The sequence below is a fragment of the Bradyrhizobium erythrophlei genome (genome assembly GCF_900129425.1).
GTDB lineage: Bacteria > Pseudomonadota > Alphaproteobacteria > Rhizobiales > Xanthobacteraceae > Bradyrhizobium > Bradyrhizobium erythrophlei_C.
Window position 1 is genome coordinate 5,832,643 of sequence record NZ_LT670817.1, and the last position, 25,713, is coordinate 5,858,355.

The 25,713-nt window shown below is 58.8% G+C and carries 25 protein-coding genes and 3 pseudogenes; 20 read left to right on the forward strand and 8 right to left on the reverse strand.

Translation table 11 applies throughout. The annotated features are described in order from the left end of the window. Positions 1-17 precede the first annotated feature (17 nt). Entirely contained in the window at positions 18-2,603 is a 2,586-nt protein-coding gene (locus B5527_RS27990) for a MobA/MobL family protein (RefSeq protein WP_079604404.1), read from the forward strand. Positions 2,604-2,823: 220 nt separating this feature from the next. On the opposite strand, the gene B5527_RS46665 is transcribed toward B5527_RS27990, so the two are convergent. After that, on the reverse strand, positions 2,824-3,840 hold the full coding sequence (locus B5527_RS46665) for an integrase core domain-containing protein (RefSeq protein WP_245332280.1): 1,017 nt from the start codon (positions 3,838-3,840) through the stop codon (positions 2,824-2,826). Between the two features lie 157 nt (positions 3,841-3,997). Between B5527_RS46665 and parS (B5527_RS28000) the strand changes: the two genes are divergently transcribed. Next, positions 3,998-4,429 (forward strand): type II RES/Xre toxin-antitoxin system antitoxin, encoded by a 432-nt coding sequence (gene parS / locus B5527_RS28000; protein WP_245332281.1) that lies wholly within the window; start codon positions 3,998-4,000, stop codon positions 4,427-4,429. Next, positions 4,429-4,890: an RES family NAD+ phosphorylase gene (locus B5527_RS28005; protein WP_079607560.1), complete on the forward strand. Its 462-nt coding sequence runs from the start codon at positions 4,429-4,431 to the stop codon at positions 4,888-4,890. The genes parS (B5527_RS28000) and B5527_RS28005 overlap by 1 nt, the downstream gene beginning before the upstream one ends. Positions 4,891-5,676: 786 nt before the next feature. Here the strand turns inward: B5527_RS28005 and B5527_RS28010 are convergent. The 6 genes from B5527_RS28010 to B5527_RS46670 all read right to left on the reverse strand — a co-directional run bounded on the left by B5527_RS28010 (position 5,677) and on the right by B5527_RS46670 (position 10,183). After that, positions 5,677-6,348 (reverse strand): nucleotidyl transferase AbiEii/AbiGii toxin family protein, encoded by a 672-nt coding sequence (locus B5527_RS28010; protein ID WP_079604406.1) that lies wholly within the window; start codon positions 6,346-6,348, stop codon positions 5,677-5,679. Then, positions 6,320-6,616, reverse strand: a complete 297-nt coding sequence (locus B5527_RS45510; RefSeq protein WP_172842689.1) for a hypothetical protein — start codon at positions 6,614-6,616, stop codon at positions 6,320-6,322. Before B5527_RS45510 ends, B5527_RS28010 begins: the two co-directional genes overlap by 29 nt. 306 nt (positions 6,617-6,922) lie before the next feature. After that, positions 6,923-7,153, reverse strand: coding sequence for an antitoxin VbhA family protein (locus B5527_RS44585; protein ID WP_154071982.1), 231 nt, complete (start codon positions 7,151-7,153; stop codon positions 6,923-6,925). 274 nt (positions 7,154-7,427) lie between these two features. Next, on the reverse strand, positions 7,428-7,940 hold the full coding sequence (locus tag B5527_RS28020; RefSeq protein ID WP_079604408.1) for an RES family NAD+ phosphorylase: 513 nt from the start codon (positions 7,938-7,940) through the stop codon (positions 7,428-7,430). After that, positions 7,937-8,419, reverse strand: coding sequence for a type II RES/Xre toxin-antitoxin system antitoxin (gene parS, locus B5527_RS28025; protein WP_079604409.1), 483 nt, complete (start codon positions 8,417-8,419; stop codon positions 7,937-7,939). Before parS (B5527_RS28025) ends, B5527_RS28020 begins: the two co-directional genes overlap by 4 nt. Positions 8,420-9,310: 891 nt before the next feature. Further along, on the reverse strand, positions 9,311-10,183 hold the full coding sequence (locus B5527_RS46670; protein ID WP_245332282.1) for an integrase core domain-containing protein: 873 nt from the start codon (positions 10,181-10,183) through the stop codon (positions 9,311-9,313). 671 nt (positions 10,184-10,854) lie between these two features. On the opposite strand from B5527_RS46670, the gene B5527_RS28045 reads away from it, so the two are divergent. The 6 genes and pseudogenes from B5527_RS28045 (at position 10,855) to B5527_RS28070 (ending at position 17,015) form a co-directional block, all read left to right on the forward strand. Next, entirely contained in the window at positions 10,855-12,765 is a 1,911-nt protein-coding gene (locus B5527_RS28045; protein ID WP_079604413.1) for a S9 family peptidase, read from the forward strand. 334 nt (positions 12,766-13,099) lie between these two features. Then, positions 13,100-13,534 (forward strand): annotated as a pseudogene (locus tag B5527_RS28050) (ArdC-like ssDNA-binding domain-containing protein); the annotation flags it as partial. 443 nt (positions 13,535-13,977) lie between these two features. Further along, the gene (locus B5527_RS44590) at positions 13,978-14,256 is read left to right on the forward strand and encodes a hypothetical protein (RefSeq protein WP_154072569.1); all 279 of its coding nucleotides are present in this window, start codon (positions 13,978-13,980) and stop codon (positions 14,254-14,256) included. Between the two features lie 590 nt (positions 14,257-14,846). Further along, the gene (locus B5527_RS28055; RefSeq protein WP_079604415.1) at positions 14,847-15,119 is read left to right on the forward strand and encodes a hypothetical protein; all 273 of its coding nucleotides are present in this window, start codon (positions 14,847-14,849) and stop codon (positions 15,117-15,119) included. A 745-nt stretch (positions 15,120-15,864) separates the two neighbouring features. Further along, positions 15,865-16,059 (forward strand): hypothetical protein, encoded by a 195-nt coding sequence (locus B5527_RS28060; protein WP_079604416.1) that lies wholly within the window; start codon positions 15,865-15,867, stop codon positions 16,057-16,059. A gap of 707 nt (positions 16,060-16,766) precedes the next feature. Next, positions 16,767-17,015, forward strand: a complete 249-nt coding sequence (locus tag B5527_RS28070) for a hypothetical protein (protein WP_245332283.1) — start codon at positions 16,767-16,769, stop codon at positions 17,013-17,015. 18 nt (positions 17,016-17,033) lie between these two features. Here the strand turns inward: B5527_RS28070 and B5527_RS46675 are convergent, their stop codons facing one another. Next, complete coding sequence (locus B5527_RS46675; protein WP_245332284.1) at positions 17,034-17,936, reverse strand: integrase core domain-containing protein; 903 nt, start codon at positions 17,934-17,936, stop codon at positions 17,034-17,036. A 150-nt stretch (positions 17,937-18,086) separates the two neighbouring features. On the opposite strand from B5527_RS46675, the gene B5527_RS28080 reads away from it, so the two are divergent. The 11 genes and pseudogenes from B5527_RS28080 to B5527_RS44605 all read left to right on the forward strand — a co-directional run bounded on the left by B5527_RS28080 (position 18,087) and on the right by B5527_RS44605 (position 25,439). After that, on the forward strand, positions 18,087-18,326 hold the full coding sequence (locus tag B5527_RS28080) for a hypothetical protein (protein WP_079604419.1): 240 nt from the start codon (positions 18,087-18,089) through the stop codon (positions 18,324-18,326). A 329-nt stretch (positions 18,327-18,655) separates the two neighbouring features. Further along, positions 18,656-18,853, forward strand: a complete 198-nt coding sequence (locus B5527_RS44595) for a hypothetical protein (RefSeq protein ID WP_154072570.1) — start codon at positions 18,656-18,658, stop codon at positions 18,851-18,853. A 528-nt stretch (positions 18,854-19,381) separates the two neighbouring features. Continuing rightward, positions 19,382-19,579, forward strand: a complete 198-nt coding sequence (locus tag B5527_RS28085; protein WP_079604420.1) for a hypothetical protein — start codon at positions 19,382-19,384, stop codon at positions 19,577-19,579. Then, on the forward strand, positions 19,576-20,655 hold the full coding sequence (locus B5527_RS28090; protein WP_079604421.1) for a pyridoxamine 5'-phosphate oxidase family protein: 1,080 nt from the start codon (positions 19,576-19,578) through the stop codon (positions 20,653-20,655). The genes B5527_RS28085 and B5527_RS28090 overlap by 4 nt, the downstream gene beginning before the upstream one ends. 10 nt (positions 20,656-20,665) lie before the next feature. Beyond that, the gene (locus B5527_RS28095; protein ID WP_079604422.1) at positions 20,666-22,357 is read left to right on the forward strand and encodes an FAD-binding oxidoreductase; all 1,692 of its coding nucleotides are present in this window, start codon (positions 20,666-20,668) and stop codon (positions 22,355-22,357) included. A 133-nt stretch (positions 22,358-22,490) separates the two neighbouring features. Continuing rightward, positions 22,491-23,795 carry an MFS transporter gene (locus B5527_RS28100; protein ID WP_079604423.1) on the forward strand — a complete coding sequence of 435 codons (1,305 nt, stop codon included), beginning with the start codon at positions 22,491-22,493 and terminating at the stop codon, positions 23,793-23,795. Positions 23,796-23,836: 41 nt separating this feature from the next. After that, positions 23,837-23,992 (forward strand): hypothetical protein, encoded by a 156-nt coding sequence (locus B5527_RS44600; RefSeq protein WP_154072571.1) that lies wholly within the window; start codon positions 23,837-23,839, stop codon positions 23,990-23,992. A 251-nt stretch (positions 23,993-24,243) separates the two neighbouring features. Beyond that, positions 24,244-24,528 (forward strand): annotated as a pseudogene (locus tag B5527_RS47840) (protein-L-isoaspartate O-methyltransferase family protein); the annotation flags it as partial. A 23-nt stretch (positions 24,529-24,551) separates the two neighbouring features. After that, a pseudogene (locus B5527_RS28110) lies at positions 24,552-24,797 on the forward strand (malonate decarboxylase subunit alpha); the annotation flags it as partial. Positions 24,798-24,810: 13 nt separating this feature from the next. Next, on the forward strand, positions 24,811-25,128 hold the full coding sequence (gene mdcC, locus B5527_RS28115) for a malonate decarboxylase acyl carrier protein (RefSeq protein ID WP_079607561.1): 318 nt from the start codon (positions 24,811-24,813) through the stop codon (positions 25,126-25,128). Continuing rightward, a complete protein-coding gene (locus B5527_RS44605) occupies positions 25,125-25,439 on the forward strand; it encodes a hypothetical protein (RefSeq protein ID WP_154072572.1) in 315 nt (104 codons plus the stop codon). The genes mdcC and B5527_RS44605 overlap by 4 nt, the downstream gene beginning before the upstream one ends. Positions 25,440-25,713 lie beyond the last annotated feature (274 nt).

A 25,713-nucleotide genomic window follows, 5' to 3' on the forward strand; every position in this document is an offset into this window, starting at 1 on the left:
GAAAATAGAGATCACGGATGGCGATCACGTTTGCGCGATTGATGTCGATGAGACTGACGCTGCTGTCTGGAGCGGCAAGGCCGCTTGCCTACACCGCACGCACCGCGATCTACGATCCACACCTCGACACCCTGTTTGATTATTCGCACCTTGATGGCGACTACGCATGTGGCGACATCATTGTGCCCGAGGGGCATCCACTCGCTTTCAAAAAGCTCAGCGTTTTTGCCGCCAGCCTCGACGCCGCTGAATGGTCGAAAGTCAGAACCGCGCTGGAGGAGAGAGAACGGCTGCCTCAGGTCGGGCTATCGCTCGTCGTCGCGCTTCCTCCAGATGACGAGCTGTGGCTGCACGAAGCCGCCGAGCTGATGCAGAGAATCGTCACCGCCCCCCCGAGATCGAACGAAGTCGCGATCCACTGGGCGATCCACGAGGCCATCATCAATCGTCACGGACACGCCTGGTATGCGCTTCGGACGTTCGACGCAGAGGGCAATGCGGGACACAAGCTCCGCGACTTCATGGTCCACCACCGATCCACCGCCGCCGGTGCCGACATCGTCGAGGGTGTGGACTGGCCTTCGCTGACCTGGGAAGTTCAGCAGACGCTTTTCGAGGAGCTCGGCCTCGATCTCGTGGTCGATCCGATCGCGCCGGTCCCCGGCAAGCATTCCTCGCCTGTAGTGTACGTGAACGGAACGATCCACAACGAACGGTCAAGGGAGCGAGTGGCCCGCGCGCGCGAAAGGGCCCATGCGGCGAATGTGGAAGCCATCCGGAAAAGTCCGGCACGGCTCGTCGAAACGCTGCTCCGGGGTCGATCGACCCTTCGCACTCTGGAGCTCGAACGGCTTTGCGCCCGATTCTTCGACCATCCCGCGGACAGGGCCGCCAATGTCGAGCGCATCCTGATGGACGACGACGTCGTGACGCTCGCGGACAACGGCGCGGAAAAGCCCCGCTATCTGACGACGCGGCGAATCCATGCCCTGACGACGCAGGCTGCGGAACTTATCGACAATTCGAGCGAGGATCAGATCACGACAATCACCGCTGCGGATCGCGTTTCCCTCGTCTGTCGGATCGCGGAGCGTTATCATGCCAGCAATCATCCTGGCGGACCGCTGATCCTCGGCCACGCGCTCTCCGATTGCCAGGATATTGCGGTCGCACTCGCCACCGATGCACCCGCCTTCGGCACCATCGACATGGCGGTGACCGGGTCCGATGATTTGCTCGGGATCGGTCGCGAGCGGGACCTTGCCCTTCGTCCGGGACGGCTGGTCATCGTCCCCCGCTGCGACCGGATCGACGATCAGCGCCTGGCCCGCCTGTTGCTGGAAGCGAACAAACGCAAAGTTCAACTTATCCTCGGTCATGACCAGAGCAGCGCACATGGGGTGGTCGATCGTCACCTCGCCGTCTATGCGTCGGATCGGATGGGAGCAACATCTGAGCGGTACGGCCGAAATGACATCGAACGCCTGCTCAGGGCTGGTTTGGTCCGCCTGGCAGTCGAAGCAATGGTCGATTGCGGGCTCCTGTCGTTCGGTGAATTCCGTGACCGCGGCGCCGACGATCCTTCGCAGTTCGTGACGTGCCAGGACCGGCGCCGCATCAACGCGTTGGCCGAAACGATCCAAAGAGAGCGCGTGCGCGCAAAAGCTCTCGAGCCGCCGGAGCAGCTAACGACCCTGCGTGGAACGCTCGGTTTGTCGGTCGGCGAATGGATCGTGACCACGCAAGCCTGCGAGGACCCTTTGCTCGCGGCCGGCCAGTTCGCACCGATCGTCGCCATCGATCGGACGAACAGCACGATCAGGATCATGCATGACGGAAAGATCAAGCGGATTGATCTCGAGGCGTTCGCGGCAATCAGATCGGCCGCCACGATCACGATCAGGGAGGCTTGCGGCCTCCCCGCGGATATGAGGCTCGCCGTCGAACTCACCGATCACCGGCGCACCTGGGCCGCCCTGCTGCTCGTCGCCAGGCGACATGAGCAGGCGCAGTTGTACGTCGATCCGGCATTGGCCCGGTCGACCGAGGAACTGATCGACATCGCGCGTCGATCCCTGCCGGGAGCTCTACCGCATCAGCGTGTTATGAAACCCGATCCTGACGCTGAAATCAGCAAGTTCTTGCCGCCGATCGAAGCCGAAGACCCGTTCGAGCCGGAGCGCTTCCCTGAGCCGCGCGCCGCGGTGCCTCCGCCGCCTCGACCGATCCACCTCGAAGAGAGGGTGCGCGGCACGATCGCCTCCAATGTCCACGCAAGCGAAGGCTATCGTCTGCTCTACCACCATGTCGGCCCCCATAACCTCAATCGCGGTCCGAACGCCGCGCGCATCCTTGGCCTGTGCACCAGCGATCTGACCGTCGCCCTCATACGTTTCCTCGCAAAGCTCGAACCCCAGCGAAATCGTGGTGAATTCGACTACTACGACATGCCTCCGGAGCTGCCTGAACACGATCCGGCCCGATGGACCTTGATCGAGATCCAGAATGCGAAATACGACCTGCAAACAATGGCAATCGCCGGATCGAACTGGGGGTTTCGGCCACCGCTCCGCCCGGCGCCGGGAGCCAAATTGGAGTTGTGAACGGATGCCTGTCCGCGCCACGGGAGCACGACCGACCACGCCCCGTTCTTATCCAGAATGTTCAACTGACCGGGTCACATGCGCCGTCTAATGGACGCACGTGTGCTGTATTGCTCGCTGCCAGGCAAGTCACCGGAAGTCTCAGCGAAAAAATCAAAGATCAGGGAGGTCGAGCAGCCGCGCTTTAGATTAAGGTCTCGTGTGTGTGTGTACCTAAAACTTAAAGACGGGCGTAGTGGTGATGAAGTCCGCTCAGGATGGCGCGTGAACTGATCACACCGGTTCGCTGAACCGGGCGAGAAACCGGCGCATCTTTATCCAAGGCCAAGTGTGTCCGCGTCTCATCATAGTAGCGAGCATAAGATTTCAGAATCCGGCGCAGATGTGCCTCGCCCAGGACAATGACGTGGTCCACACATTCACGCCGGATCGATCCGATCAGCCGTTCGACGAAGCCATTCTGCCCAGGCGAGGCTGGTGCGGTAGGCTTGTCCCGGATCCCCATGGCGCGCAATCGGCGCGTCACGAGGCTGCCATAGATCCGATCGCGATCACGGATCATGTAACCCGGAGCACCGTCCCAAGGAAAAGCCTCGGTGATCTGGCGTGCGATCCACTCCGCCGTCGGATTGGTTGTGACGTTGATCCAGACGAGTTCTCTGTGATCAATCCGTACAATCACGAAGCCATACAGCAGATTAAAGCCAATGGTCGGGACCACGAACACATCCATGGCGGCAATGTCCGGAGCGTGGTTTCGCAGAAAGATCCGCCATCCCTGACTTGGAGATCCTCGTCGCTTGACCATGTACTTGGCGACAGTTGATTGAGCGACGCTGAATCCAAGCTTGAGCAGTTCGCCATGGATGCGTGGCGCACCCCAAAGCTGGTTCTCCATGCTCATCCGCCGGATCAGCGCGCGCAATTCCATCTCAATTCGCGGGCGCCCTCCCCGCGAGCTCGATTTCCAACGCCAGTAGCGACGAAAGCCAGCCCGATGCCACCGCACCAGCGTCTCAGGCTGAACGATCGTTACGACCTTCAAAATCGATGGAAACCATCGATACATCTGGACGAGGAACCAGCGGTCGTTGTTGGTAGGCTGAGCTCGGTCCCTCACCCTGCGCCGCAAGACGATCAGCTGATGTCGGAGCACCGCATTCTCCGCTTCAAGCCGCAACTTCGACTTGAATGGCGAGGCCAGGACGGCCAGAACGAAACAGAACAGCCCGATCATTCGGCCAGTTTAGGCGATTCCATCACGTCATTAACTCGGATAACGCTTTCGGTACACACAGGGTCGCTCGGCGGCTCTAGGTCCTGCGCAGAGCTCTTGCAATCCGGCAGTTTGCCGCTATTTATACGGCATGTTGCCGCCACTCAAGGAGGCCCCTGTGTCGATAGTCGAAATTGTCGCAAGAAAACTCGGTGGACGCTCGGTCCTTGGTGGAATCGTTCGCTCCCAGGCAGAACTTGCGCTGGCGGTTCGAAAACGACTTCCTTTGACCGCACTACAAGGACTGTCGAAGGCTGGACTTAGCGACCAAGAAATCGAACAGTTCGTCATTCCCCAGCGCACACGCCGTCATCGCGCCGAGAAAAAACAACCGCTCACCGTCGAAGAATCTGACCGGGCTGTCCGACTTCTGCGCGTGCAGACACTCGCCGAAGAAACCTTTGAGGATGCCGTTAAGGCAAATGCGTGGCTTCGCCGGCCATTGGCAGAACTTCACGGCGAGCCGCCGCTGGCGGTGGCACAGACCGAGGCCGGTGCGCGCGTTGTCGAGACCATTCTGGGCAAGATCGCGTGGGGCGCCGCCGCCTGATGCTGCTTTGGCGCTTGTCAGGGGTGGCACATGCAAGGGCATTCGATGGTGGCTACGGCCTTCTTTTTGATGGGCGCTGGAATACGGTGGGACACCCCATCACGTACTGCAGCACGTCTCCTGCCCTTTGCGTTCTGGAGAAGCTGGTCCATATCGAGGACCCAACGCTTCTGCCGGCTCTGATGATGGTGCGTTACGACGTGCCCGACGATCTTGCCGTTGAGCCCTTTGCCTTGAATGATCTGCCCGCTGATTGGCGTCGGCAGGAAGGCTGGACACAGCAGCGGGGCGATCAGTGGCACGAGACATTGTCGACGCCCTTGCTACGCGTTCCTTCCGCCATCGTTCCTGTCGATCAGTCCCCCGACGTGAATATTCTGATCAACCACAATCACAACGCGGCGCCGCGCATCTCCCTCGTCTCGGTAGAACCGTTTGTTCTCGATCCGCGCCTGTTCTAGGCGGACAGGTTTTGTGGGCTTTTTGCGTGTGCCCCGGGTTTCGTCGGGCTAGGGGACGTACTTTGCCCCGAAACTATCGGATTTCACTGCATGGGCGGGATTCAGATCGTGCGATTCCAATCACTTACAAGGGCGCTAGGGGACGTACTTTGGTCGGCGCCGCAAACGCACCCCAAAAGGGCTGCTTGCAGCGCCGACCAAAGTACGTCCCCTAATAGTTCGCCCGCTACTTTCGTAGGGGGTGAGTGAAAAGCAAAATGGCTCGACGCGAACAGTCAGCGGCGAGCCATTTTGATTCAGCTACGGTCGCGCCGCGGATTGAAAAGAGGTGGAGGTTATGAGCATCCATTCTGCCTTACCACTGCGTACCTTCGACCTACACCAGGTCTGCTACGAGGGCGCTCTCGAGCGCTGCTGCTTGGTGGTTGGCAGGCTGCGACCGGATACTCGGCCGTCGCGACGTTGAGCAGCACGTTGCGCCGATTTTGGCCGGTCTAATATCGGTAGTGCCGGGATTTTATTCGGCGCGGCCGATCACTACGCTGCTGTATCCTTATCTGTTGGGGCAAGCCGACGAAAGTGCCCGACAGCGTTTGTCGGGTTCTTGATCACTACCGAGTTCCGTTGAGGGTCGATCGCACCGGTTTGACCCTCTGACGCACACCCAAGGGACATGAATAAAGAAGGGCTCGCGGAGAACTCAAGGTTCGCTGCGAGCCCTTCTGATTTTAACTTCCAGCTGGGCAGCCTAGTCGACGTGCTGACCTGACGCCTCGGAACGCGATTTCAAGAACACTGCATCCCATTGCTTGGCTCGGTCTCATTTTTGGGGATCAGATTCCGAATCTCCGCGAGGGATTCCAACGCAATTTCGCAGGATTTGTCGATGAATTCCTCACCCCGCGGAGTTGAGTTAATCAGCTTTCTCATTTCCGATTGATACTGGTCCTTCGCAAGATTCAACCGGTTCAGAGCAGACGACACGACATGATCGGTGATTGCCGGACATTGTGCAATCTCGCCTAGGGCCGAACGATCATACAAGTAGATCGCGGCAAGATCGAACGTGTCGCGCGCCGTGTATATCGATGCTCGATAGACCAATTTTTTGGTCGCGATTTCTGCAGACCGCTCTGCAGCAATGGAGCGGTCGCCAAATTTCATCTGATACGTTGGATTGTCGATATACGATGGGGCGTTCAGAAAATCGATCTCACCAACGTCGCGCAGGATGAGTTTCAGGTACTTGCCCGGCCATTGCCACGTATCGCAAAGCGACTTCGTCACCTGGTTAATATTGGGCGCGAGGTTCTTCAAGACGGTGCTTGAATCCAAGAAAATATCGACGTCGTAGCTGATCCGATGACCCAGGATCTGCGCCAAGGCAGTGCCGCCACCGAACGTCCACGATCCGGGCCCGCCCTCCAAACTATCGAGTGCGATCAGCGCTTTCTGCATGAGATCTTCCCAACTCGAAGGAAGCCATCTCCCTGATCCATCTTTCATTCTCGGACTCCGTGACCTGCCAGGTGTCGATTGCCTTCAATAGATCGTCGAACGACACGAAATGATCAACGATGAGACTGTGAATGACGGAAATATCGACCTCATCGAACAACGCTTGCACGTACACGCGCCATTTTCGCTCGAGAATTTCTCCTTTCAGACATGCCAGCAAAGTGCCTTCGTCGATGCGGAACGGCATCGGCGTGTTGATCGTGGTCACGGCTGCAGTCAGGTTCTCGAACGCACTCTTCGACATCCTCGCAATATGGTGCCATTCGGAGAAAGCCTCAACCGCCGCCCCCGTTTCAGCGTTAACTCGTGGCGCAGCGGACCGAATAAGTCCTTGATAACATTGTCTTATGTTTGCCTGTCAAGATGACGCCGGCGGCCGCTTGCCCCTTAGGGCGAACGGTCCTTTCCGATTTCGTGCGGGCGGTTTGAATTAGGGGATGTACTTTGCCCGGCAATCGCCCGATTTCGCCAGTCCGCCCGATTTCGCAGAGTCCCGTTCGGGAGGACATATGGATCACTCACCTGGCGTGTAGACGGGTTCGTCAGCCAGTGCAGGTTCGGGCTCTAAAGCGCGACGCATCAGTTCGTCGTCGTCGATCGCTTCTTCCTTCCACTGGTGGAGCAACCGCTCCATATCCTCGCTGACCGACTGCCCTTCCATGATCGTGGAGGCAATCGAAAAGCGAACTGCCTCGCTCCGGCTTGGCGGAGGAAGCGGCTGCCTGCTGGTTGCTCCGTTGCTCATGTTACCCTCCGTGTGACTATGCACAATATAGTGCCCATATTGGCAAGGAGGAAGGTCATAGATCGTACTTGGCGGCCTCGTCTGGTGTCCGAACCCCAGCAGCCTGTGCCTCGGATACATGTGATTGGGCATAAGTTCTTAGACTGGAAATGTATTCGTCTAAGTTCTGTTTTTGCGCTGCGGTCTGTGCAGACACCGAACCAAAAGACCTTCAGCTGCCCCCTCTTCGATATTTCACACGCGGCCGGTCGCTGCTACGGGGCCGAATTAGATATTAGAGCGGTGGTGTCGAAGGATGAAGGCGCGTATCGAGCGCGAACGCTTCCTGAAGGTGCTGCTGGTACGCGCCTTTGGCTCTGATCGGGTCGAAGATCAGATTCCAGCTGTGATTAGACACCACACTTGGGATCACGACGAATTTGTGCTTGGCCAAGAGCGCATCACCGAACGCCTGCTGGCCCGCGCCTGGGATTCCCGGTCGCAGCCAATTGGCGTTTGGAACGTCGGCAGCGCGAACGATTTGAACGTCGGACACGTCGGCGATATGAAGCGCGGTCAGAACGTGCGGCAGAGTGTCGAGCGCTTTGAAGCCTTTGTGAACCGCCACTTCGAGGATCGCGGTCGCTGGATCAAGCGCGCAATACACGACGCGAACGCCTTTGCTGTTCCACCGGCCGCCGACCTGGAATGCGCCTTCGCCACTATCCCAGGTCGACGCAAAGCGCGCCTGATCGAGGCGCCAAGCGATGAGCTTGCCGCCTCCCAATGGCTCTACAGAAGGCGTCATGCATAGACGCCATATGCGAGGCGTGTGAGGTACTGTTCAACGAGCTCGATGCCCGCCGGAGTGGCAAGCAGGTCGATCGGGCGGCGCTGGTCAAGACCGATGGCCGGACGCTCGAGCCACTGCTCTGCCTCTTCCTGCGAACCGAACACGTCCGTGGACTTGGCCAGGATTTCGGCAAACTTCCAGGTCCGCCCACTTTGCTCCTGGCTGAGCGGCTTGTCCGGGGCGTCCTTGCGTCGCTGAAAGGTACGAAGGCTCATTCCGAAGGCTTTTTCCAGCGAGTCCGTTTGAATGAAGAGGAGGTGACTGACGAAGTGGGTCAGCGCGGAGCCCGGCAGTCCGTCCAGCAGCAGTTCGTGGGCGTCGAGGGTGCTTGTGATGCGGCGCGACAGGATGCGCGGCCCGCCGAGCAAATCGGCCACCTTCTGCAGATCATTGCCTAGCCCCTTTGGAGCCGGTTTCTCGGCTGCAGCAGTCATAGTAGCCCTCGCGTCATGTGTCGCTTAATATGTGTCACATGTCGCAATTAATCAAGCGTAGCCCTCTCTGGAACCCGGGCGTACTTGGTTGCGACGCTGCAGGAAGCACCAACGTCACCGTGGTCGACGAGGAGTCGAAACGTTCGATCGCGGACTACGTCGCCGGCAAGAACGACGTCGCCATCATCTGCATCCAGACGGATCCTCCCGACAAAGACCAACTCGGTGTGAAGCGACCTACAGACGAAGCGGAACATCGGACTGCCCGACGAGAAAGAGTCTTGGGCGATCGTATCCGAGGTCAATATCGACGCATTCAGAAGCGAACGTCACTGCGGACGGGGCTATCGAGGGCGCTGAGGCAAGCTGGGTGCCCACTCCGTGGGCCGGGTATCGGATGACCCTTCGCGCCGCCGGATCTCGTCTTTCCCTCGATCATTGGCTTGAAGCGTATCCGGGATACGCCTATATCTGGTCCTATGAGCCAAAAAGAACGGACAAATCGATACAAGGCAATGGGGGCAGGCACAGGATTGGTGCGCGTCGAAGTTTTGGTCCCGCCGGAAGGGCGGACCGTCATCTTGGAGGAGGCTCGGAAGTTGCGCGCGAAAGCCCGAGGGAAAGAAGAATTATCGCCAGAGGCTATGGCTCTTCACGACGAAGCTCTTGTGCGGTTTAAGACCCAATGTTTTTGGAATTCCAATCCGTCGAAAACGCGAGATGGCCTAGAGGCGGTTTGTCAGCAGCTCCGGACTTACGGAGACATGAGCGCATGGCGTCTTGCTGCCAAGATCCGGGGAGTTCTGAGCAATGCCAATTGATGATTTTCAGAAAAAAGTCATCAAGACGATCATGCCTCTACGATCGCCGGGAAGTTGTGCCTGTCGTAAATCAAATCCGGACATATTGATGATGCAACCCGCCCAGTACAGGTCGACAATTGATATACCCTGCCCTCTCAACAGCGCGCGGTACTGGCGCATCCTTCTCCATGGATAGATGCGTTCGCATCTCGTTATAATATTTCATGTACGAGAGCAGCAGGTGACGGAGGTGGCGTTCGCTGAATACAATGACGTGGTCAACGCATTCCCGTCGGATCGAACCGATCAGCCTTTCAGCATATCCATTTTGCCAAGGGGAGCGCGGCGACGTTGGTCGGTCGCGAATGCCTATCGATCGGAGCCTGCGGATAAAGACCTCACCATAGGCCCCGTCTCGGTCACGAATGAGATAGCGGGGAGCCTGTTCCCAACCGCATGCTTGCGTGACCTGGTTTGCGATCCATTCTGCAGTTGGATGCGCTGTGACGCCAAACCACAGAATATGTCGCCGGCGGTGCCCCATGATCAGCAATCCATAGAGCAGGCGAAACGAGATTGTCGGCACGACGAACATATCGATCGCAGCGATCCCATCAGCGTGATTGCGGATAAAGGTTCTCCACCCTTGGGACGGCGGGTGTCTTCGCCTGACCATGCATTTGGCGACGCTGGTCTGGCCGATCTCGATGCCGAGCTTGAGCAACTCGCCATGGATCCGAGGCGCTCCCCACAGCGGATTGGCAATGCTCATCTCGCGGATCAGCCGTCGTATTTCGACCGCAACCGTCGGTCGGCCGGAACGAGGTCGTGATTTCCAGCGCCAGTACGATCTGAACCCGGCACGATGCCAACGGACGACAGTCTCCGGCTTCACAATCGTCAGCGCATTGAGGGTACTTGGCGCCAAACGAGACAGCCCAACAAAGATCAGGCGATCCATGGCACTGAAAGTCAGTCTCTTTGGCAGGTGCCGTCGCTGGATGTTAAGCTGATGACGAAGGACCACGATCTCAGCTCCCAACGAGGCCCGCGACTGGAACAATAGGACCAGCACCGACCAGACCAGGTTGCAAGCTTCTCTCATAAGCCAGAAGCATTGCGCGATTCGGCCTCACTTGCCAGCCGGATTAGTTTCCGACAGGGACCACCCGCGACCGCAACAGGTCGCTGGTAATCGCAAAGATCAATCGACATAAATCTAGCATCCGGTGCCAGCATCGCGCGATTCTCAGTTAACTGCCAGCACGATTGAATTTACGACAGGGACAGTGGGCAACTCGGCGTCCGTGGCGGGAGCGAAGGCGCAAGAGCGTTTGATATTGCAGGTTTGTGGCTCGCGCTGAGGGCGGATAGCATGACGTGCGGCCGCTCGGGGCAACGTCACTGCCGCTTCTCGCCTCTCCGGCATGGCGGCGCCAGCAGAGGCGCTGATCAGCCGCGTTGGCCGCTGCAGGCTGCAATCCCGCGGGGCTGCAGACGCGCCAACTCGACTTGAAAGGTCGAACGGCGCCGATCGCGGCCTATGTAATCGGTCGTCATTCAGCCCGTCTTGCGGCCTAGGGCGCGCGAGTATTCGGGTGTTCTTGAACCCAACTCCGACGGAGAAGATTCATGGTGAGTCAGCAGACCGGGAGTTTCGGATCATGGATCTCCCCCATCACAGCCGACGCGGCCGTGGCCGAAACCGGGTCACTCTCGGAGCCGCGGATTGACGGCGACAATATCTACTGGATCGAGGGGAGACCCCTCGAGAAGGGCCGCAACGTCGTGGTGGCCAGAGCCGCCGACGGCACGATCAGAGACATTACGCCGTCCCCCTTCAACGTGAGATCGCAGGTCTATAGTTACGGTGGGGGCGCCTATGCCGTCAGCAACAACGTCGTGTATTTCGTCAATTTCGGCGACAATCAAATCTACCAACAGGTCGCGGGCGGCGCGCCGACGAAAATCACGTCTAGTGCGAAAAGCTTGTTTGCAGATATTTGCGTCGACGCCGCACGAAATCGACTGATCGCAATAAGGGAGGAGCATCCGAACGGCAACGTCATCAAAGCGATCCATACGCTGGTCGCCATCGACATCGCGACGGGCCGCGAAGCAACGCTCGATAGCGGATGTGACTTCTACTCGTCGCCGACGCTCAACGCGGATGGGTCAAGACTTGCGTGGCTGAGCTGGCAACATCCAAACATGCCGTGGACTTCCACTTGTCTGAATGCAGCAGGTCTCGATCAGGCGGGCACGCTGACAGACCAACAGATCGTCCAAGGCGGTTCCGAATCGTTATTTCAACCCCAATGGTCGCCAGACGGGAGGCTTTACTTCATTTCCGACCGCACGGATTTCTGGAACCTATACCGTTGGAACGCCTCCGGCGTGGAGCGGGTCCTAGCTCGAGACGCGGAATTCGGGGTCCCTCAGTGGCAACTCGGTCTTTCAACCTACGCGTTTACGTCACCAGACATTCTGATCTACTCGTTTGTCCAAAACGGTACATGGCACCTGGGCTGGTTAGAAATACCGACACTGATCGCTCACGACTATCCGATGGAATTTTCCTCCTTGTCGGGTGTGCATGCGTCGGCAACAACCGTAGTGCTGCGTTGTGCCACAATGACCTCGCCGCCGGCAATCGCGACCGTCGATGTGAACACGGGAGCGGTTTCGCCGATCAAGCTTTTGGTTCCATCAGACAGCTTGCAAAAAATCCAAAACTACTTTTCGACGCCGCAACCGATCGAATTTCCGACTAGCAACGGCGACATGGCCCACGCCTTTTATTATCGTCCGTACAATCCGGACTGGCAGGCGCCAGCTTCGGAAAGACCTCCCTTGCTCGTGAAGAGCCATGGCGGGCCGACCACCGCGACCGATTCGGCGCTCAATTTTTCGGTACAATTCTGGACCAGTCGGGGATTCGGTGTTCTTGACGTGAATTATCGCGGAAGCACCGGGTATGGAAGGAAATACCGGGAAAGGCTTTACGGTCAGTGGGGTGTTATTGACGTCGTGGATTGCATTTCGGGCGCGAAATTCCTTGCGGCTCGTGGCGATGTCGACGGCGGAAGGTTGGCGGTCACGGGCGGCAGCGCTGGCGGCTATACGACGTTGTGCGGGCTCACTTTTCATACCGAATTTGCTGTCGGTGCGAGCTACTACGGAATCAGTGATCTGGTCGCACTCGCCACCGAGACTCATAAATTCGAGCTGCATTACACCGACTGGCTTATCGAGCCGTTTAGGCCGAACAGCGCACTTTACTACGACCGTTCGCCGATCAATTTCACCGATAGGCTGTCCGCTCCAGTGATATTCCTCCACGGTAAGGACGATCAGGTCGTGCCGATCGATCAGGCTCAAAGGATGTATTCGGCGCTTCAACGCCGAAATATCCCGACCTGTCTGCTTATATTCCAGGACGAGAAGCACGGATTTCGTCAGTCGGCGCATCTTCGCCAGGCGCTTGAAGCGGAGCTTCTGTTCTATTCCATGAACCTGACACGGGCTCCGCTTACATCGTGATGTCACGGCAGAGCACTCGAGCATTCGGCGCGATACCGGCCACACTACCCCCTGGTGGCACCTTCGTCCTTGGCGGCCGAAGTCCGCTGTTCTGGTGATGTCGCGTTCTGGCACTTAACAGACGTCGGTGTTTCGCGAATGTCCGCTTCGCGCCAAAAGCGGCCGTTCGATGGACGCTTCCTCATTTTTGAAGGCGGGGGCTTGGCCATGGGGGCCGGGGGTTAATTTGTGAGACCGTAGAGAGAAGCCTTCCCCAACGCGGCTACGACATGCGGCCGATCGTAGTCGCGTGACATAACAGCGAGGCGAGCTATGGAAACGTGATCTTTACGCAGAAGTATCGACGCGCATTGTTGCAGAGCTAGAAGCCGGCGCCGCCCCTTGGGTTAAGCCATGGTTGGCAACGGCCGGCATGAACACGCCATGCAACGCCGTGACCAATCGGCCTTACTCAGGATGCAACGTCTTGTTGTTGTGGATGGCACAGACGGCCGGCTATCGCACGCCTCGCTTTCTGACATTCAAACAGGCTTTGGAGCTTGGCGGCAACGTGCGCAAGGGCGAGCACGGCACGAAGGTGGATTTCGTGAAGCAACACCAGGTTCACGATAAGGGATCGGACGATAACTCTGCAATGCGCTTAGTCCCGATGATGCGTGAGTATGCGGTTTTCAATGTCGACCAATGTGAAAAATCGTGCCGATACCGAGTTGCCGCGCGAGATGGACGAATTGGTCTTGGCGACTCGAGGCGGCGGTGTTGCCGTTGATGCCCGAAGCCAAGGCGCCAGCTGCCTGAGCCTCTGTTACGCTGGCGCAATAGTGACATCTGTTTCGCAGGAGATCGACGCCACGAAGGTTTTGAGGTCGTAGCATTTTGGGCATTCGAAAGTCTGCGAATCGAAACCCGCTCTTTCAGGCTCGATGATCTGCAATGACATCATTGCTCCGCATTTGGGGCATTGGGGACTATTGATCCGATCTGTTAACATTTCGTGCTTCCATTGGCTGCGCATACTTGACGTTTGGTCTCTGTCGAGGCGCGCCAACCATTGGAATTGCTTTGCGCAAATGCTGTGTTTGGAAAGTGACGTATGTTTGCGCAGCGATCACGAACGAGTCAAAATGAAATTTGAGCAATCTTTGCCACGCGCCGGAACTGAATCGCCTGCCCGAGGTTTGGAGTGATCCTGTAACCTACGGAGATATTCTGATGCGATCCAAACTTGCAATCACTGCGCTTGTCGCAACGTCGCTCTTCGGCTCAACGCTTATTGCCTCTGCTCAGAGCCAACCCGCGCCTGGCGCGTCCAGTGAAGGAAACGTCGGTCCCGGCGCTACCTCAGGCAAGAAAACGAAACATGAAAAAGGCATGACCACGGGTTCGAGCACGCGCCGCGGTACTAACGAAGGCGACGCGACGAATCCATCGGGTCAAGGCAACGTTGATCCCGACAGCATGGCCACTCCGAAAAGCGGCCAAAAGTATTGACACTCTTTCGAGGGGTGCATGTACCTTCGAGAGCAGAGGCCCCGGAGCAATCCGGGGCCTTACTTTTATGGATGCGAGTTCGCATCGTCCGAACAGTCGCCCGGTCTTCCGCCTTGCCTGATGCAGGCGCGGAACAACCACGGCTCAACATACGAACCTTCCCATAGCCGCAGCCATTCGCGCCTTCTTGGCTTCGATGATGCTGGCCGTGCAGGGATTTGAATGGGAACGCAAACGCGCAGATCAAAAAAGAAACCGTGTTCAAGACCGCCGGGCGTGAACGGCGCCCTCACCTCTCATCGTCACTCTAGGAAGCGGCCCGAGCGCGACGATTTCCGGACAACACACGTCGGGCTCCCCAACCAAACCGCGACTACAAGCCTTCGGAACGGCCGAATCAAATCTATGCGAACTTCGTGGCAGAAAACGCACCAACCGGCGGACTCACCTCTCGTCGTCTGGATGATGCCAAGCCCTCAAGGCGCGCCAGCGCGCTCGGAACATCTGAACAAAACGTGAGGCTTGCCGCACCTTGTGATCGAGCTTCCCGTTACCATGATCGTGAGGGGGCCCAACTTGGGAGACCCAATATGCGAAAGTTGATCACGACGATGGCGTTGCTGGCCTTGGTCGACACTTCCGTGGCGATTGCGCAAACGGCTGGTTCGCGAAACCCCGCCGCACATCGATCGACGAATTCGGGGCAGCAATTGCTCCCGGGTGACGCACCGGTCGGCCACCGCCAGCCGCGCGCCGATCAAGTGCCCTCGGAGAAAAACCCGATGGATGATCCGAACGATTCAATCAACCGAGAGAACGCGCAGCTCGACCGCATGAGCAAGGGCATTTGCCGCGGTTGCTAACAACTGGCTTCTCACCTCTCCTCGTCCGGGCGAGTCTACTTGAACATCGTCGTGACCGCCTGCCAGAACGATAGGCCTTCCTGGTGTTGATGCTCAGCGGTTGGCGCCGGCTGAATGGCGCCCACCGGATCGATCAAACCCGCTTCCAATCGCGCATGCTTCTCCAGGTCGAGCCTCTCGGCCTCCCGGCGATCCGACTCATACTTGTCGAGACAGGGGTGAGATTGGCTTTCTGAGCCATTGCTTACCCTCCCCTTTTTCCGTGAACAGAAGCCAAACGGGTCCCAGGTTGAGTTCGTTCCGTGGCGCTCCCAAAAAGAAAAGGCCTTGAGCTTACCTCTTCTCGTTCGGATGCATCCAGACGTAAGGCGTGATTGCCGTAGCTGGATTTGACGACCTCAAAGCACAACGCCGCACGAGGGCGTTGAACCGGCACGTTGAGCGCGTGTTCGATCCGTTGCGCAAAGACGCGCATTGGGGACGCCGGAAGCTGGCGATGGATCGATGACGAATTGGGAAATAAAAAGCCGCTCGGGCATGACTCCGTGCGGCCTCATACGCGACTGCCGGTTTCCCAGTTCCGTCGCTGCCATCATAAACCGGCGCGCGGCGCGAAGGTTCCGCCGTCGCGAGAAAAACCCGCCGGGCGTGAACCGCCGCCATCACCCCTCATCGTCCGCGCGGGCGCAGGTTGTGGCAGAGTTCCACACTGGAAAACGGGCGGTTCCCTGCGCATATTTGCGGAATGTTCGAAACCCGACCTAACACCCTGACTAACGAAGAATTTAGCGCCCTGCAGCAAATTGGCGATGCGCGGGAGAGCCGTACTATTCCCACTCAAATTCGGGAACGGCTATTGTCTATGGGCTACGCTACGGACGACTTTCGAGGCCTTATCATCACCGACGAAGGCATGTTGCGGATTATGACCGGCAAATGACAGACAAGCACCCGGCGTGAACTAGCGCCCTCACCTCTCATCGTCGGGATGTCCAGGTGGTGCCGATACCGGGGTGCCTGCGCAAGCGCGACGGCGCGGTAGTGGTTGGTGATGGCTCGCGCGCGCAGTGGAAATTGAAAGAGGCCCCCAACGGCGGCCTTACTCCGGCTTGTGACTGATACGGGTGACGAGACGTGCGCCGCACCAAAGCTCAATCGCGGGACCTTCGAAAAGCCCGCTGGCTTGTTCGATAGCTTCGCCGTCGTCTCGGCAAACGAAGCCCCGGTATCCAACAAAACGATCCTTAGGTACGAAATAGACCCGATATTCTGGCATGGTGCCGCTCCCTTGTATTAGTCGGGAGCGCAACACTCTCAGTCACCGATAAAAGCCGAAGGCGGCGCGGTGATGGGGCAGTGAATTCCATTTATGTTCGGTAGTCGATTAAATTCAAAAGGGACCACTTCACTTTTTCAAAAGGGACCAATCCCCTTATCCGAATGATGGAAAAGGGCCAGTTACCCGCGATTTTCATGGGCAACGACGGACCGGCTCGGACACATTAAACGCTGCCCTCACCTCTCCTCGTCCGGATGGCGATTGCCTGCCGGCTTAGGCCGCGCTTCAATGGCACATGCCGTCGGGGCGCCGGGGCAACACGCTACTGGCTGATTGGAAACGCAGGAAGCATCGAGGGGAGTATTCGCATGAGAGTTATCTGCGCCGCGGCTATGATCGCGATGCTGGCCGGGCCGGCCTACGCCCAATGCAAAACCCCCAAGACCCTTGAGGAAATGATGGACGCAAAGACACCCGAGCAGATCGAAAAGGAACAGGCCGCCGACAGGGCCTACAAGGATTCGCTGAAAAAGATTCCAGACGCCAAAACCCCTGCTGACCCGTGGGGCAACGCGCGCAGCACTGACAAAGACTCCCGCGAAAAAGTCACCGGCTAAAATCGGTAACACGGCAAATTAGAGATCGCCCACGATGGCAACCCGGCGCGGCTGGAAACGGCCGTTCGACGAACCGACCCCGCCCCCAAGGTGCGTGCGAGCCGCGTTATAGTAGGTCGCGTGAGATCGCAGCAGATGGCGAAGATGCCGCTCGCTGAACACGACAACGTGGTCAAGACATTCCCGACGGATCGAACCGATCGCCCTTTCACAGTACCCGTTCTGCCACGGCGATCGCGGCGCGGTTGGCCTATCCCGAATGTCCATCGCCCGAAGGCGGCGGATGAAGACGTCACCGTAGACGGCGTCGCGGTCACGAATGATGTATCGCGGTGCTGCGTTCCAACCATAGGCCTCGGTGAGCTGGCGCGAAATCCATTCAGCCGTCGGGTGCGCAGTCACTCCCAGCCACAGGATTTGGCGGCGATCGTGTTGCAGTATCAGCAACCCGTAGAGCAGTCGGAATGAGATTGTCGGAACCACGAATAGGTCCATCGACGCGATGCCGTCGGCGTGATTATCAAGGAACGTCTTCCACCCTTGGGACGGCGGTCGCCTTCCCCTCGCCATATACTTTGCAACGGTGGTTTGTCCGACATCGATGCCGAGCTTGAGAAGCTCGCCGTGAATCCGTGGTGCGCCCCATAATGGGTTGGCGAGACTTATCTCGCGAATGAGCTGACGGATCTCCAGCGGGGTCGTTGGACGGCCGCTGCGCGGTCTTGATTTCCAGCGCCAATACGCTCTGAAGCCGGCACGATGCCAGCGGATCACGGTCTCCGGCCTGACGATCTTCAAAGCGTCCAGCACGCCAGGTGCCAGCCGATACAACCCGGCAAATACCAGATGGTCGATGCTGGTGAAGGTTAGTCGCTGCGGCGATTTACGCCGCAGCACCTTGAGTTGATGACGAAGCGTCAAGATCTCTGCTTGCAGCGACGCTCGCGACCGGAACAATCCGATCAGCGCCAACCAAATCAGGCTAAAAGCATCTCTCATGAATCAAGAACATCACCCGATTCGACTGCGCTTACTAGCCGGATTGAGTTTCCGACAAGGACGGGTTTCCACATGTCGTCAGCGCCCAACCCGCAATCGGACGCGGACCAGCTAGAGGCGGCAGCGGATCAAGCTATCGCGGCCTGCGGCGGTGATGCTCGCGAGGCTGTCAAGGCGCTCATCGGCGCCAACCATTTTCTGGAGACTGAGCTGGAGAAACTAAAGGCGGCGGCCTCGATGGGCTATGCGCGAGGAAAGCTGGTTGAGGAAGCTAAGACGCTACCGCGTGACCGGAAGGATTGGTATGATTGAGATATCCCGACGATCATGGAAACGGTTGACCAATGAATCAAAAAAGACCCCGCCGAAGCGGAACTTCTTTTGCAAGCTTTTCCGAAGGTACGGGTTGAGTGACTATTGCCTGAAGGAGTTGGTCGAAGCGGCGCTTGGTGTCGGAGGCTTTTTGTCATTGTCACCTCATACAGGCTCAAGGCGAAGCTTTCCAGCTTCGTCTACCCACAACTCACAATGCAATACAGCGCTCCCAGTATCCGTCGATTCCACTGCGAAGGACACCTGTGTGTACCGAAAATTCGATTCGGCGTAGACGCAGCAAGCGGACGGCGTAAGCTCGCATCCTGATGACCGATCTGTTCAGGCTGATACTCGTTATCCTGGCTTCGCGCTTCAAGGCGAGAGCAACGCTGGAAGCGGAAAACCTGGTCCTGCGGCAACCGGTCAATGTGCTTCGCCGGCGAAACGCCGAAGCGACAGCACCTCAACAATACGGATCGTTTTCTATTTGTTTGGCTCTATCGCTGGTTTCCGTCCGTCCTTGAGGTGGTTGCGATCGTCAGGCCGGAGACCATCATTCGCTGGCACCGTGCTGGGTTTCGGACGTATTGGCGCTGGCGATCCCGCAACCGTGTTGGCAGACCGAAGGTCTCGGCTGAGCTGCGCACGCTCATTGGCGAGATGAGCCGTGCGAACACACTTTGGGGCGCGCCGCGTATTCATGGTGAGTTGCTAGGGCGGCGGCTTGCGATGTCGGTGCAACCAACTTAACGCGCAGCCATCCGCAGCGCGGACCACGCATGCGCGGAGCGCGGAGCACGCCGCAGATGTGTCGGGTATGACGCGACAACGCCGAGCGAAATGGCTGTAAGCGGCCATGAATGAGTCGTCGAGGCGCCTCCAACTGGCCCGACAATACCGCCAGTCAAAATATGTTCTTGAACATATCCTTCGTCCATCACAGCTCTACAGCGGCGGCGGAGCATGGATTTGATTTTCGCAATTCAGGCGAACGATCGTGAATTTTTTGTCAGCCGAATGGACGCCGTCGCGTCCCAAAAGGAGTGCCTCCAATGTTACGCAAGACCATGATCGTCTTAGCTAAGGCTGCCGCTCTCACCAGCGGACTGACTGTCGAAGCGTTTGCGCATGGCGATGCAGAGGGCATGCGTGGTCCGCGCTGCGGATGGCTGCGCGTTAAGTTGGTTGCACCGACATCGCAAGCCGCCGCCCTGTTCTATGGGCGGCTGTTCGAGGTGGGACAAATATGAACCTGCATCGAGTATCTTTGGTTGACAGCCCAGCAAGTAATCCGCCGCCTTCGGGGGTTGGCCACCCGCCGGGCCAGCCCGGTGGTTCGGTAAAGCTGAAAACCCCGAGCCTCCTGCCCGGCTCCGACGGCGAGCACGCGCTGCAGGCGGAATATGCCTCCGAGGATCGGGCCAATACCTTTTATGCCCGGCAGGTCCTGAATTTTCTCGCCCCGCGAATGCGGGAATTCATCTCCCGGCAGGAGTTCATGTTCGTCGGCACCGCCGATCGTCACGGCGAATGCGATTGCAGCCCGAGATTCGGCGAGCCCGGCTTCATCCATGTGCTGGGGAACAAGCATCTCCTCTACCCTGAATACCGCGGCAACGGCGTATTTGCCAGTCTGGGGAACATTTCGGAAAATCCGCACATCGCCCTGCTGATCCTCGACTTCTATCGAGATTCCGTCGGCTTGCATGTCAATGGCAAGGCGCGCATCGCGCAGAGCGACGAGCTCGCAGCCTTTGCCGACAAGCTGCCCGAGGATGTGCTGGCCGAGTTGGCGAAGGACGGCAAGAGACGGCCGAATGGGTGGGTGATGGTCGAGGTCGAGGAGGCCTACATCCAATGCTCCAAGCATATCCCGCTGCTAAAAAAGCTGGAGCGACCGATCGATTGGGGAACCGACAGCGTCGCCGCGAAGAAGGGGGATTATTTCCAGCTGAAAGACATCCCGCTCTATGACCGGATCGGTGGCGACCAGGCGATGAACATCGCCGTCGATCTGTTCCACCGCAAGCTCCTCGAGGACGACCTCGTCGGGCGATTCTTCGATGATGTCGATATGGCGGCTCAGCGGCTCAAGCAGAAATCCTTTCTCGCCATGGCCTTTGGCGGACCGTACCAGTACAGCGGCGTCGAGCTGGTCAGCAAAATGGGGCTGGAGGCGCGGCATTTCGACCGGGTATCCGCGATCCTCAAGGAAAGTCTGGAAGAGCTGAAGATCGGCGCCGCGGAGATCGAAGAGGTGATGCAGGTCATCGAGACCACGCGCGAAGCCATCCTGAACCTCTTAGATCGCCAGTGCTGGCGGTGAGGAGCGCGCCATGACCATACGGGATGGCGATGGGAATGCAGGATCGGACCCACCGGAACCGGCATTTTGGGGACAGCTATTCGCCGGCCTGCCGGCGCCGGTCATCGTCGCGGACGGTCCCGGCGGATCGTCGACACCGCAATCCGAAACTCTCATACGTCGCCGCAAAACTTGGGTCGATCGGCTGTTCGCGGGCGAGGAATCATATGCCAACTCGCCCGACAAGATCGTCATCCTGCAGAACGGCGTCGAGATCGAGGATGTGCCGATCGATCCGCTGGGCAGCTGGACCGTCGTCGGACGACATCCCGGGGCCCATATACAACTCGAGGCCTACAAGCTCGGCCTGTTTCACGCCGCCTTCCACAAGAAGGACGGCAGGTTCTATCTCCGGGCGATCGATCTTGAATGCGGGACGCTTCTCGATCGAAAAAAGATCAAGGCGGGCGTGCCGGTTCCGCTACGGGATGGGTCCCTGGTCGACATCCCGGGCTATCAACTGCGTATCCGCCTTGCCGATTCTCCGGCCACCGCGGGGGAGGAGATCGTCGAGGCCGAGAAATTGGCGGAAATTCCCTCCTATTTCTATGTCCCGCCCCCGCCCCCTTCCAGCCCGGTGCTGACGAATCTCATCGAGGATCGCGCCGCCATCGCGCTCTGGTCGGGCGGCGTCACGAGCTTGAAGGTGGCGGACATCATCGAGGAAACCGCCGACGCCACGACCTTTCGGCTCGTCGGCGAAAAGCCGCTCCTGTTCTCCTATCGACCGGGTCAGTTCGTGACCCTCCTTCTAACCATCGATGGCGAATATATCGAGCGGTCCTACAGCATCTCATCGAGCCCCTCCCGGCCGCATGTTCTCGAATTGACTGTGAAACGCGTACCCGGCGGTCGTGTGTCGAACTGGCTGTGCGACCATGTCATGCTGGGGGAGCGGCTGACCATCAAGGGGCCGGCCGGAAAATTCAGCTGCTTCGATTGTCCGGCGTCAAAGATGCTGTTCATCGGCGCCGGCAGCGGGATCACGCCGATGATGTCGATGAGCCGCTGGATCGTCGACACAACCACCGATGTGGATGTGAAATTCCTGGTCTCGTTCAAATCGCCTGCGGACATCATTTTCCGCAAGGAGCTCGAGCTCATCTCGGCCCGGCATGCCTGTTTCCGCGTTGCCGTCACCCTGACCTCCGCTTGGCCCGGGCGAAGCGAATCCTGGACCGGCCTCACCGGGCGGTTCGACAAGTCGATGATCCATGCGCTGGTCCCCGACCTCGATCAGCGGCACGTCTTCCTGTGCGGGCCGGAGCCCTTCGCCGCGGAGGTAAGGAGGATCCTCCAGGAGCTCGGCTTTGATCAGGCCAAGCTTCACAGTGAGAGTTTCGGATCCAGCCGGGTCGCGGGGGGAGGCAAGCGTGTGCCGAAGCCGCTGGCGCTGTCGGAGCCGCGGCACCGTGTCCACTTCATCAAGAGCGACAGGACGGTCGAGACGGACGAGACAGTGACCCTCCTGGAACTGGCGGAAGCCCACGGAATCGAGATGGATTACGCCTGCCGGACCGGCAGTTGCGCAGAATGCGAGGTGAGCTTCACCGGAACGCTTTCCGAGAAACCGGAGTTTGAAAAGGACCGCCGGCGCAAGGAGAACGGAATCGCGTTTGCCTGCTGCAGCGTCGCCCTCTCCGATCTCGAGGTGGAAGCGTGAAAGACGGCGCGCGGCCATACCGGGACCTGGGGCTCGGTCGGCGGCGGCGCGGTCAGCTACATTGGTCGCTTGGGGCTCTCTTTCTTTTCTTGGATGCGACGGATCTCCAGATCGTCCAGCGGAGCAAACATTAATGCGGGACCACAAGGTTGAACAGCTTGGGATAGCGACCGTCGGCTTTTTTTGGTGCTTCCTGATGTGGTTCTCCACGGCTGCGTTCAGCCCGAGCATCGCGGCGACGTATCACCTCACGATCAAGGACCTTGGCCTGCTCGCCAGTTCGGCCATCTGGATGGTGCCGGTCGGGCGCATCGTCGCCGGCTGGGCGTCCGATCGATTTGGCGCTCCGCGGACGTTCGCCGCGATCCTTGCCGGCTGCGGACTGGTTTCGATCGCGTCGGCCTTCACCTCCAGCTACGAGCTGCTTTTCGCCGAGCGAGTGGTCGTCGCCATTGCCGGCGTCTCCTTCGTCGTCGGCGTCCAGCACGTGGCGCAATGGTTCGACGCCCACGAGATCGGCACCGCCGAGGGACTTTACGCTGGCACCGGCAATGTCGGCGCCGGCGTCGGCGCATTGTTGCTGCCGCGTATCTTCGGCACCGACTATCGGAGCGCATTTCTTTGGCTGGGCATGATCGCTCTCGTCGTCGCCGCCTGGTATCTGTGGCGCGGTAGCGCCGCCAAGACCATGGAGCGGCGCGACGCGGTGCGGCGCGGCGGCGACCTGCGCGGAATGGTGTTCGTGTGGACCCGCTATATCGCCATCGCTTTGATGCTGGCCTATGCGATGTCGTTCGGCCTGGAAATCGCGTTGAACGCCTGGCTGCCGGGTTATTTCGCCCGCGGCTTTCACGATGAGATTCTTGCGCTCGGCTTCACCGGCGTTGCCGGCATTCAGATCGCGGCCGGCACGTTCGCGGCCGTGGTATCGTTCAACGCGTCTTTGTTCCGGCCGTTCGCCGGCTTCATGTCCGACCTCTTCCAGCGCAAGGGTTGGACGCCGTTGCCTTTCATTGCCAAAGAACTGCCCTACGCGCCGCGCCTGCATTGGCTGGGAATCGCGCTCATCCTGATCATGCTGTCGATGATCGGGCTGACCGTTGCGGGGCTTTACGGCTTCCTGCCCTCGTCGATCGCGGTGCTGGTGGCGCTCGGCATCTTTGTATCTTTCGGCACCGGCGGCACTTTCGCCCTGGTTCCGCTGCTCTTTCCGGACCGCCCCGGTATTGCCGCCGGCTTCATCGGCGGGATCTCAACCGTCGGCGGCATCGCCTATCCGCTGATCTTTGCCAGCGTCAAGGCCCACGTAGGATATCTGTACGTCGCGCTCTACATGTTCGCGCCGTTCATCCTGTTCTACTTCTGGGCAGCGCGTTACGAGCGGCACCCGCAGGAGCATGGTCTGCTTGACCGCGCTCTGGCCGGCCAACGCTCCTAAGCTCTGCACCGAAGCCGTCGTGAAACTCTCCAGGAGATGCAATGAACAACGTTGATATTCGTGTCGCGCCGCACGAGCCTTGGTACAAATACGGCGTCGCCGTCCTGCTGTTCGAGATAGCCGTCGCCATCGCGGTCAGCGGCTACTCGCTGTATATGACCTTTAACGGCCTCGGCGGCTTTCCTGGAAAGCATTAGCGCCCGACGGACTACGAATCGAATCCAAGCGCCGCCGTCGCACCGGGCGCAGCGCGTGCTCTTCGGTCGCACTCTCCGCGAACAGCTCCGCTAGGTGTGGAACGATGATACGAGAGAACGAGCTTCAAGTTAACGTCGCGTCTATGCCAAGCAAATCGTGCATGCCGCGCGTGCGAGCGATCCTCGCCTTGAGAAAGTGCTGGCCGAGCTCCCGCGGAGAGGACTTTCTGAGCGCAGGGCCGTGGCAATTGATGCGCTTTCCTGGCGGCTACCAAATAACCCCCAATGACGACGCGATCTATCTTTATCAAGATGTGCCGGTCGCCATAATGTCTGAGAAGGGACTCAACAATGGCCAGCCCTCATTCCTGACGTCTCTTATGTCTCTTGGGGAGTTGCAGGACGGCGTGAGCGCGGTGCACATCGGCACTGGAACTGGATACTACACTGCTGTGATGAGTAACTTAGCGGGTCAAAACGGGCGGGTCGTGGGGATTGAGTTTGAACCTGAATTAGCGTCGCGCGCACGAGCCAATCTCGCTCAATTTTCCAATATAGATGCCGCGACAAAGACGAGCTCGAGCAGGCGATCCGTGGCGTGGCGGGCTACACCGATGTCGGCCGCGGCCGGGACGGGAAGATGGTTCGGCGCCTGCGAGAGCGAGGCGTCATCCGTCGGCCGGAAGACCTCGGCATCGATCCGCTCGATGCGGACAGGAGTTTGTTCGCGGCGCGTTCTATCAAGGATCTCATCCGATGGTCCGGTGGCCTCTATTCGCCGTCCTCCAAATTCCGCAACTGGTGAGAAGGAAGCTGCGATGGAAACCCTGAGCTATCGCCACAAGGCGCAAGAGCGCGTTTCTGGCTCCAAATCATTGGCCATCATCGGCGTCGTCGCCTCCGGAAATCTGGAAGTCCTGGTTGAGCGGGTGTTGCCCGATACGGAATGCCAGGTCGACATCAACACCGCGGCTGAAGGCTTCGGTGCGGTGTGGGAAGCGGTCGTTGCCGACTTCGTCGAGCGTCGCTCACCCGGCGGCTTGAGGCTCTCCGTCAACGATGGGGGTGCGCGTCCAGATACGGTCGCCCTGCGCCTGGCACAGGCCGTCTGCCTGATCGAGGAGGAAGATCGATGAACGCTCGAAAATTGGAGGCGCCGGATGTGTCGCGCGTCGCAAACAGCAAGACCGTGAGCTGGTACGAGGCATCGGCATGTCTCAAACGTGCCAAGAGCGGTCATTCAACGATGGTGTCAGCGCGCAACCGAAAAGGTTCCAGAATGTTCAGCCTGATGGCCTTGGCAGTTTTGAGATTCATAACAAGTTCTTTCGTCAGGCAGATCGCCGTGCTTGTGCTACTAAAGGCGCGCGTCAGCATCATAGGCATCCTGAATGAACATTCCGTTCCTCTTCTGCGCGTTTATCACGACTGTGAGCGCGGTTATTAGCCTCGGATTTTCTGTTGCAGCGGCCTTCAACACTGGGAACGAAGTCCGCAACACGGCGCTATACACCTGTGCGCGAAGTGTAGCCTTGGTAATAGTAAGTGCGGTCCCATTTCTGACCGGCTCAACTCCATGGCTATTGGCGATCGCTTGCAGCATGATCATCGTTCAGTTCTGTGACGCAGCAATAGGAGTGGTAATTAAGGATCGGATGAAGACCTTCGGTCCCGCCGGAACCGCGCTCCTGAATCTTGCAGCAGTAATCTGGTTGCTGAGC

Bases quoted from the DNA above. Each gene is read 5' to 3' on its own strand.
- B5527_RS44605 (WP_154072572.1), top strand. From the start codon at position 25,125: ATGAACGCTCGAAAATTGGAGGCGCCGGATGTGTCGCGCGTCGCAAAC.
- B5527_RS28010 (WP_079604406.1), bottom strand. From the start codon at position 6,348: ATGCAGAAAGCGCTGATCGCACTCGATAGTTTGGAGGGCGGGCCCGGA.
- B5527_RS28085 (WP_079604420.1), top strand. From the start codon at position 19,382: ATGTTACGCAAGACCATGATCGTCTTAGCTAAGGCTGCCGCTCTCACC.
- B5527_RS44595 (WP_154072570.1), top strand. From the start codon at position 18,656: ATGACCGATCTGTTCAGGCTGATACTCGTTATCCTGGCTTCGCGCTTC.
- B5527_RS28045 (WP_079604413.1), top strand. From the start codon at position 10,855: ATGGTGAGTCAGCAGACCGGGAGTTTCGGATCATGGATCTCCCCCATC.
- mdcC (WP_079607561.1), top strand. From the start codon at position 24,811: ATGGAAACCCTGAGCTATCGCCACAAGGCGCAAGAGCGCGTTTCTGGC.
- B5527_RS28060 (WP_079604416.1), top strand. From the start codon at position 15,865: ATGTTCGAAACCCGACCTAACACCCTGACTAACGAAGAATTTAGCGCC.
- B5527_RS27990 (WP_079604404.1), top strand. From the start codon at position 18: ATGGCGATCACGTTTGCGCGATTGATGTCGATGAGACTGACGCTGCTG.
- B5527_RS28090 (WP_079604421.1), top strand. From the start codon at position 19,576: ATGAACCTGCATCGAGTATCTTTGGTTGACAGCCCAGCAAGTAATCCG.
- B5527_RS44590 (WP_154072569.1), top strand. From the start codon at position 13,978: ATGCGATCCAAACTTGCAATCACTGCGCTTGTCGCAACGTCGCTCTTC.
- B5527_RS28100 (WP_079604423.1), top strand. From the start codon at position 22,491: ATGCGGGACCACAAGGTTGAACAGCTTGGGATAGCGACCGTCGGCTTT.
- B5527_RS28080 (WP_079604419.1), top strand. From the start codon at position 18,087: ATGTCGTCAGCGCCCAACCCGCAATCGGACGCGGACCAGCTAGAGGCG.
- B5527_RS46670 (WP_245332282.1), bottom strand. From the start codon at position 10,183: ATGGATCGCCTGATCTTTGTTGGGCTGTCTCGTTTGGCGCCAAGTACC.
- B5527_RS44585 (WP_154071982.1), bottom strand. From the start codon at position 7,153: ATGAGCAACGGAGCAACCAGCAGGCAGCCGCTTCCTCCGCCAAGCCGG.
- B5527_RS28055 (WP_079604415.1), top strand. From the start codon at position 14,847: ATGCGAAAGTTGATCACGACGATGGCGTTGCTGGCCTTGGTCGACACT.
- B5527_RS44600 (WP_154072571.1), top strand. From the start codon at position 23,837: ATGAACAACGTTGATATTCGTGTCGCGCCGCACGAGCCTTGGTACAAA.
- B5527_RS28095 (WP_079604422.1), top strand. From the start codon at position 20,666: ATGACCATACGGGATGGCGATGGGAATGCAGGATCGGACCCACCGGAA.
- B5527_RS28005 (WP_079607560.1), top strand. From the start codon at position 4,429: ATGCTGCTTTGGCGCTTGTCAGGGGTGGCACATGCAAGGGCATTCGAT.
- parS (WP_079604409.1), bottom strand. From the start codon at position 8,419: ATGACTGCTGCAGCCGAGAAACCGGCTCCAAAGGGGCTAGGCAATGAT.
- B5527_RS46665 (WP_245332280.1), bottom strand. From the start codon at position 3,840: ATGATCGGGCTGTTCTGTTTCGTTCTGGCCGTCCTGGCCTCGCCATTC.
- B5527_RS28020 (WP_079604408.1), bottom strand. From the start codon at position 7,940: ATGACGCCTTCTGTAGAGCCATTGGGAGGCGGCAAGCTCATCGCTTGG.
- B5527_RS28070 (WP_245332283.1), top strand. From the start codon at position 16,767: ATGAGAGTTATCTGCGCCGCGGCTATGATCGCGATGCTGGCCGGGCCG.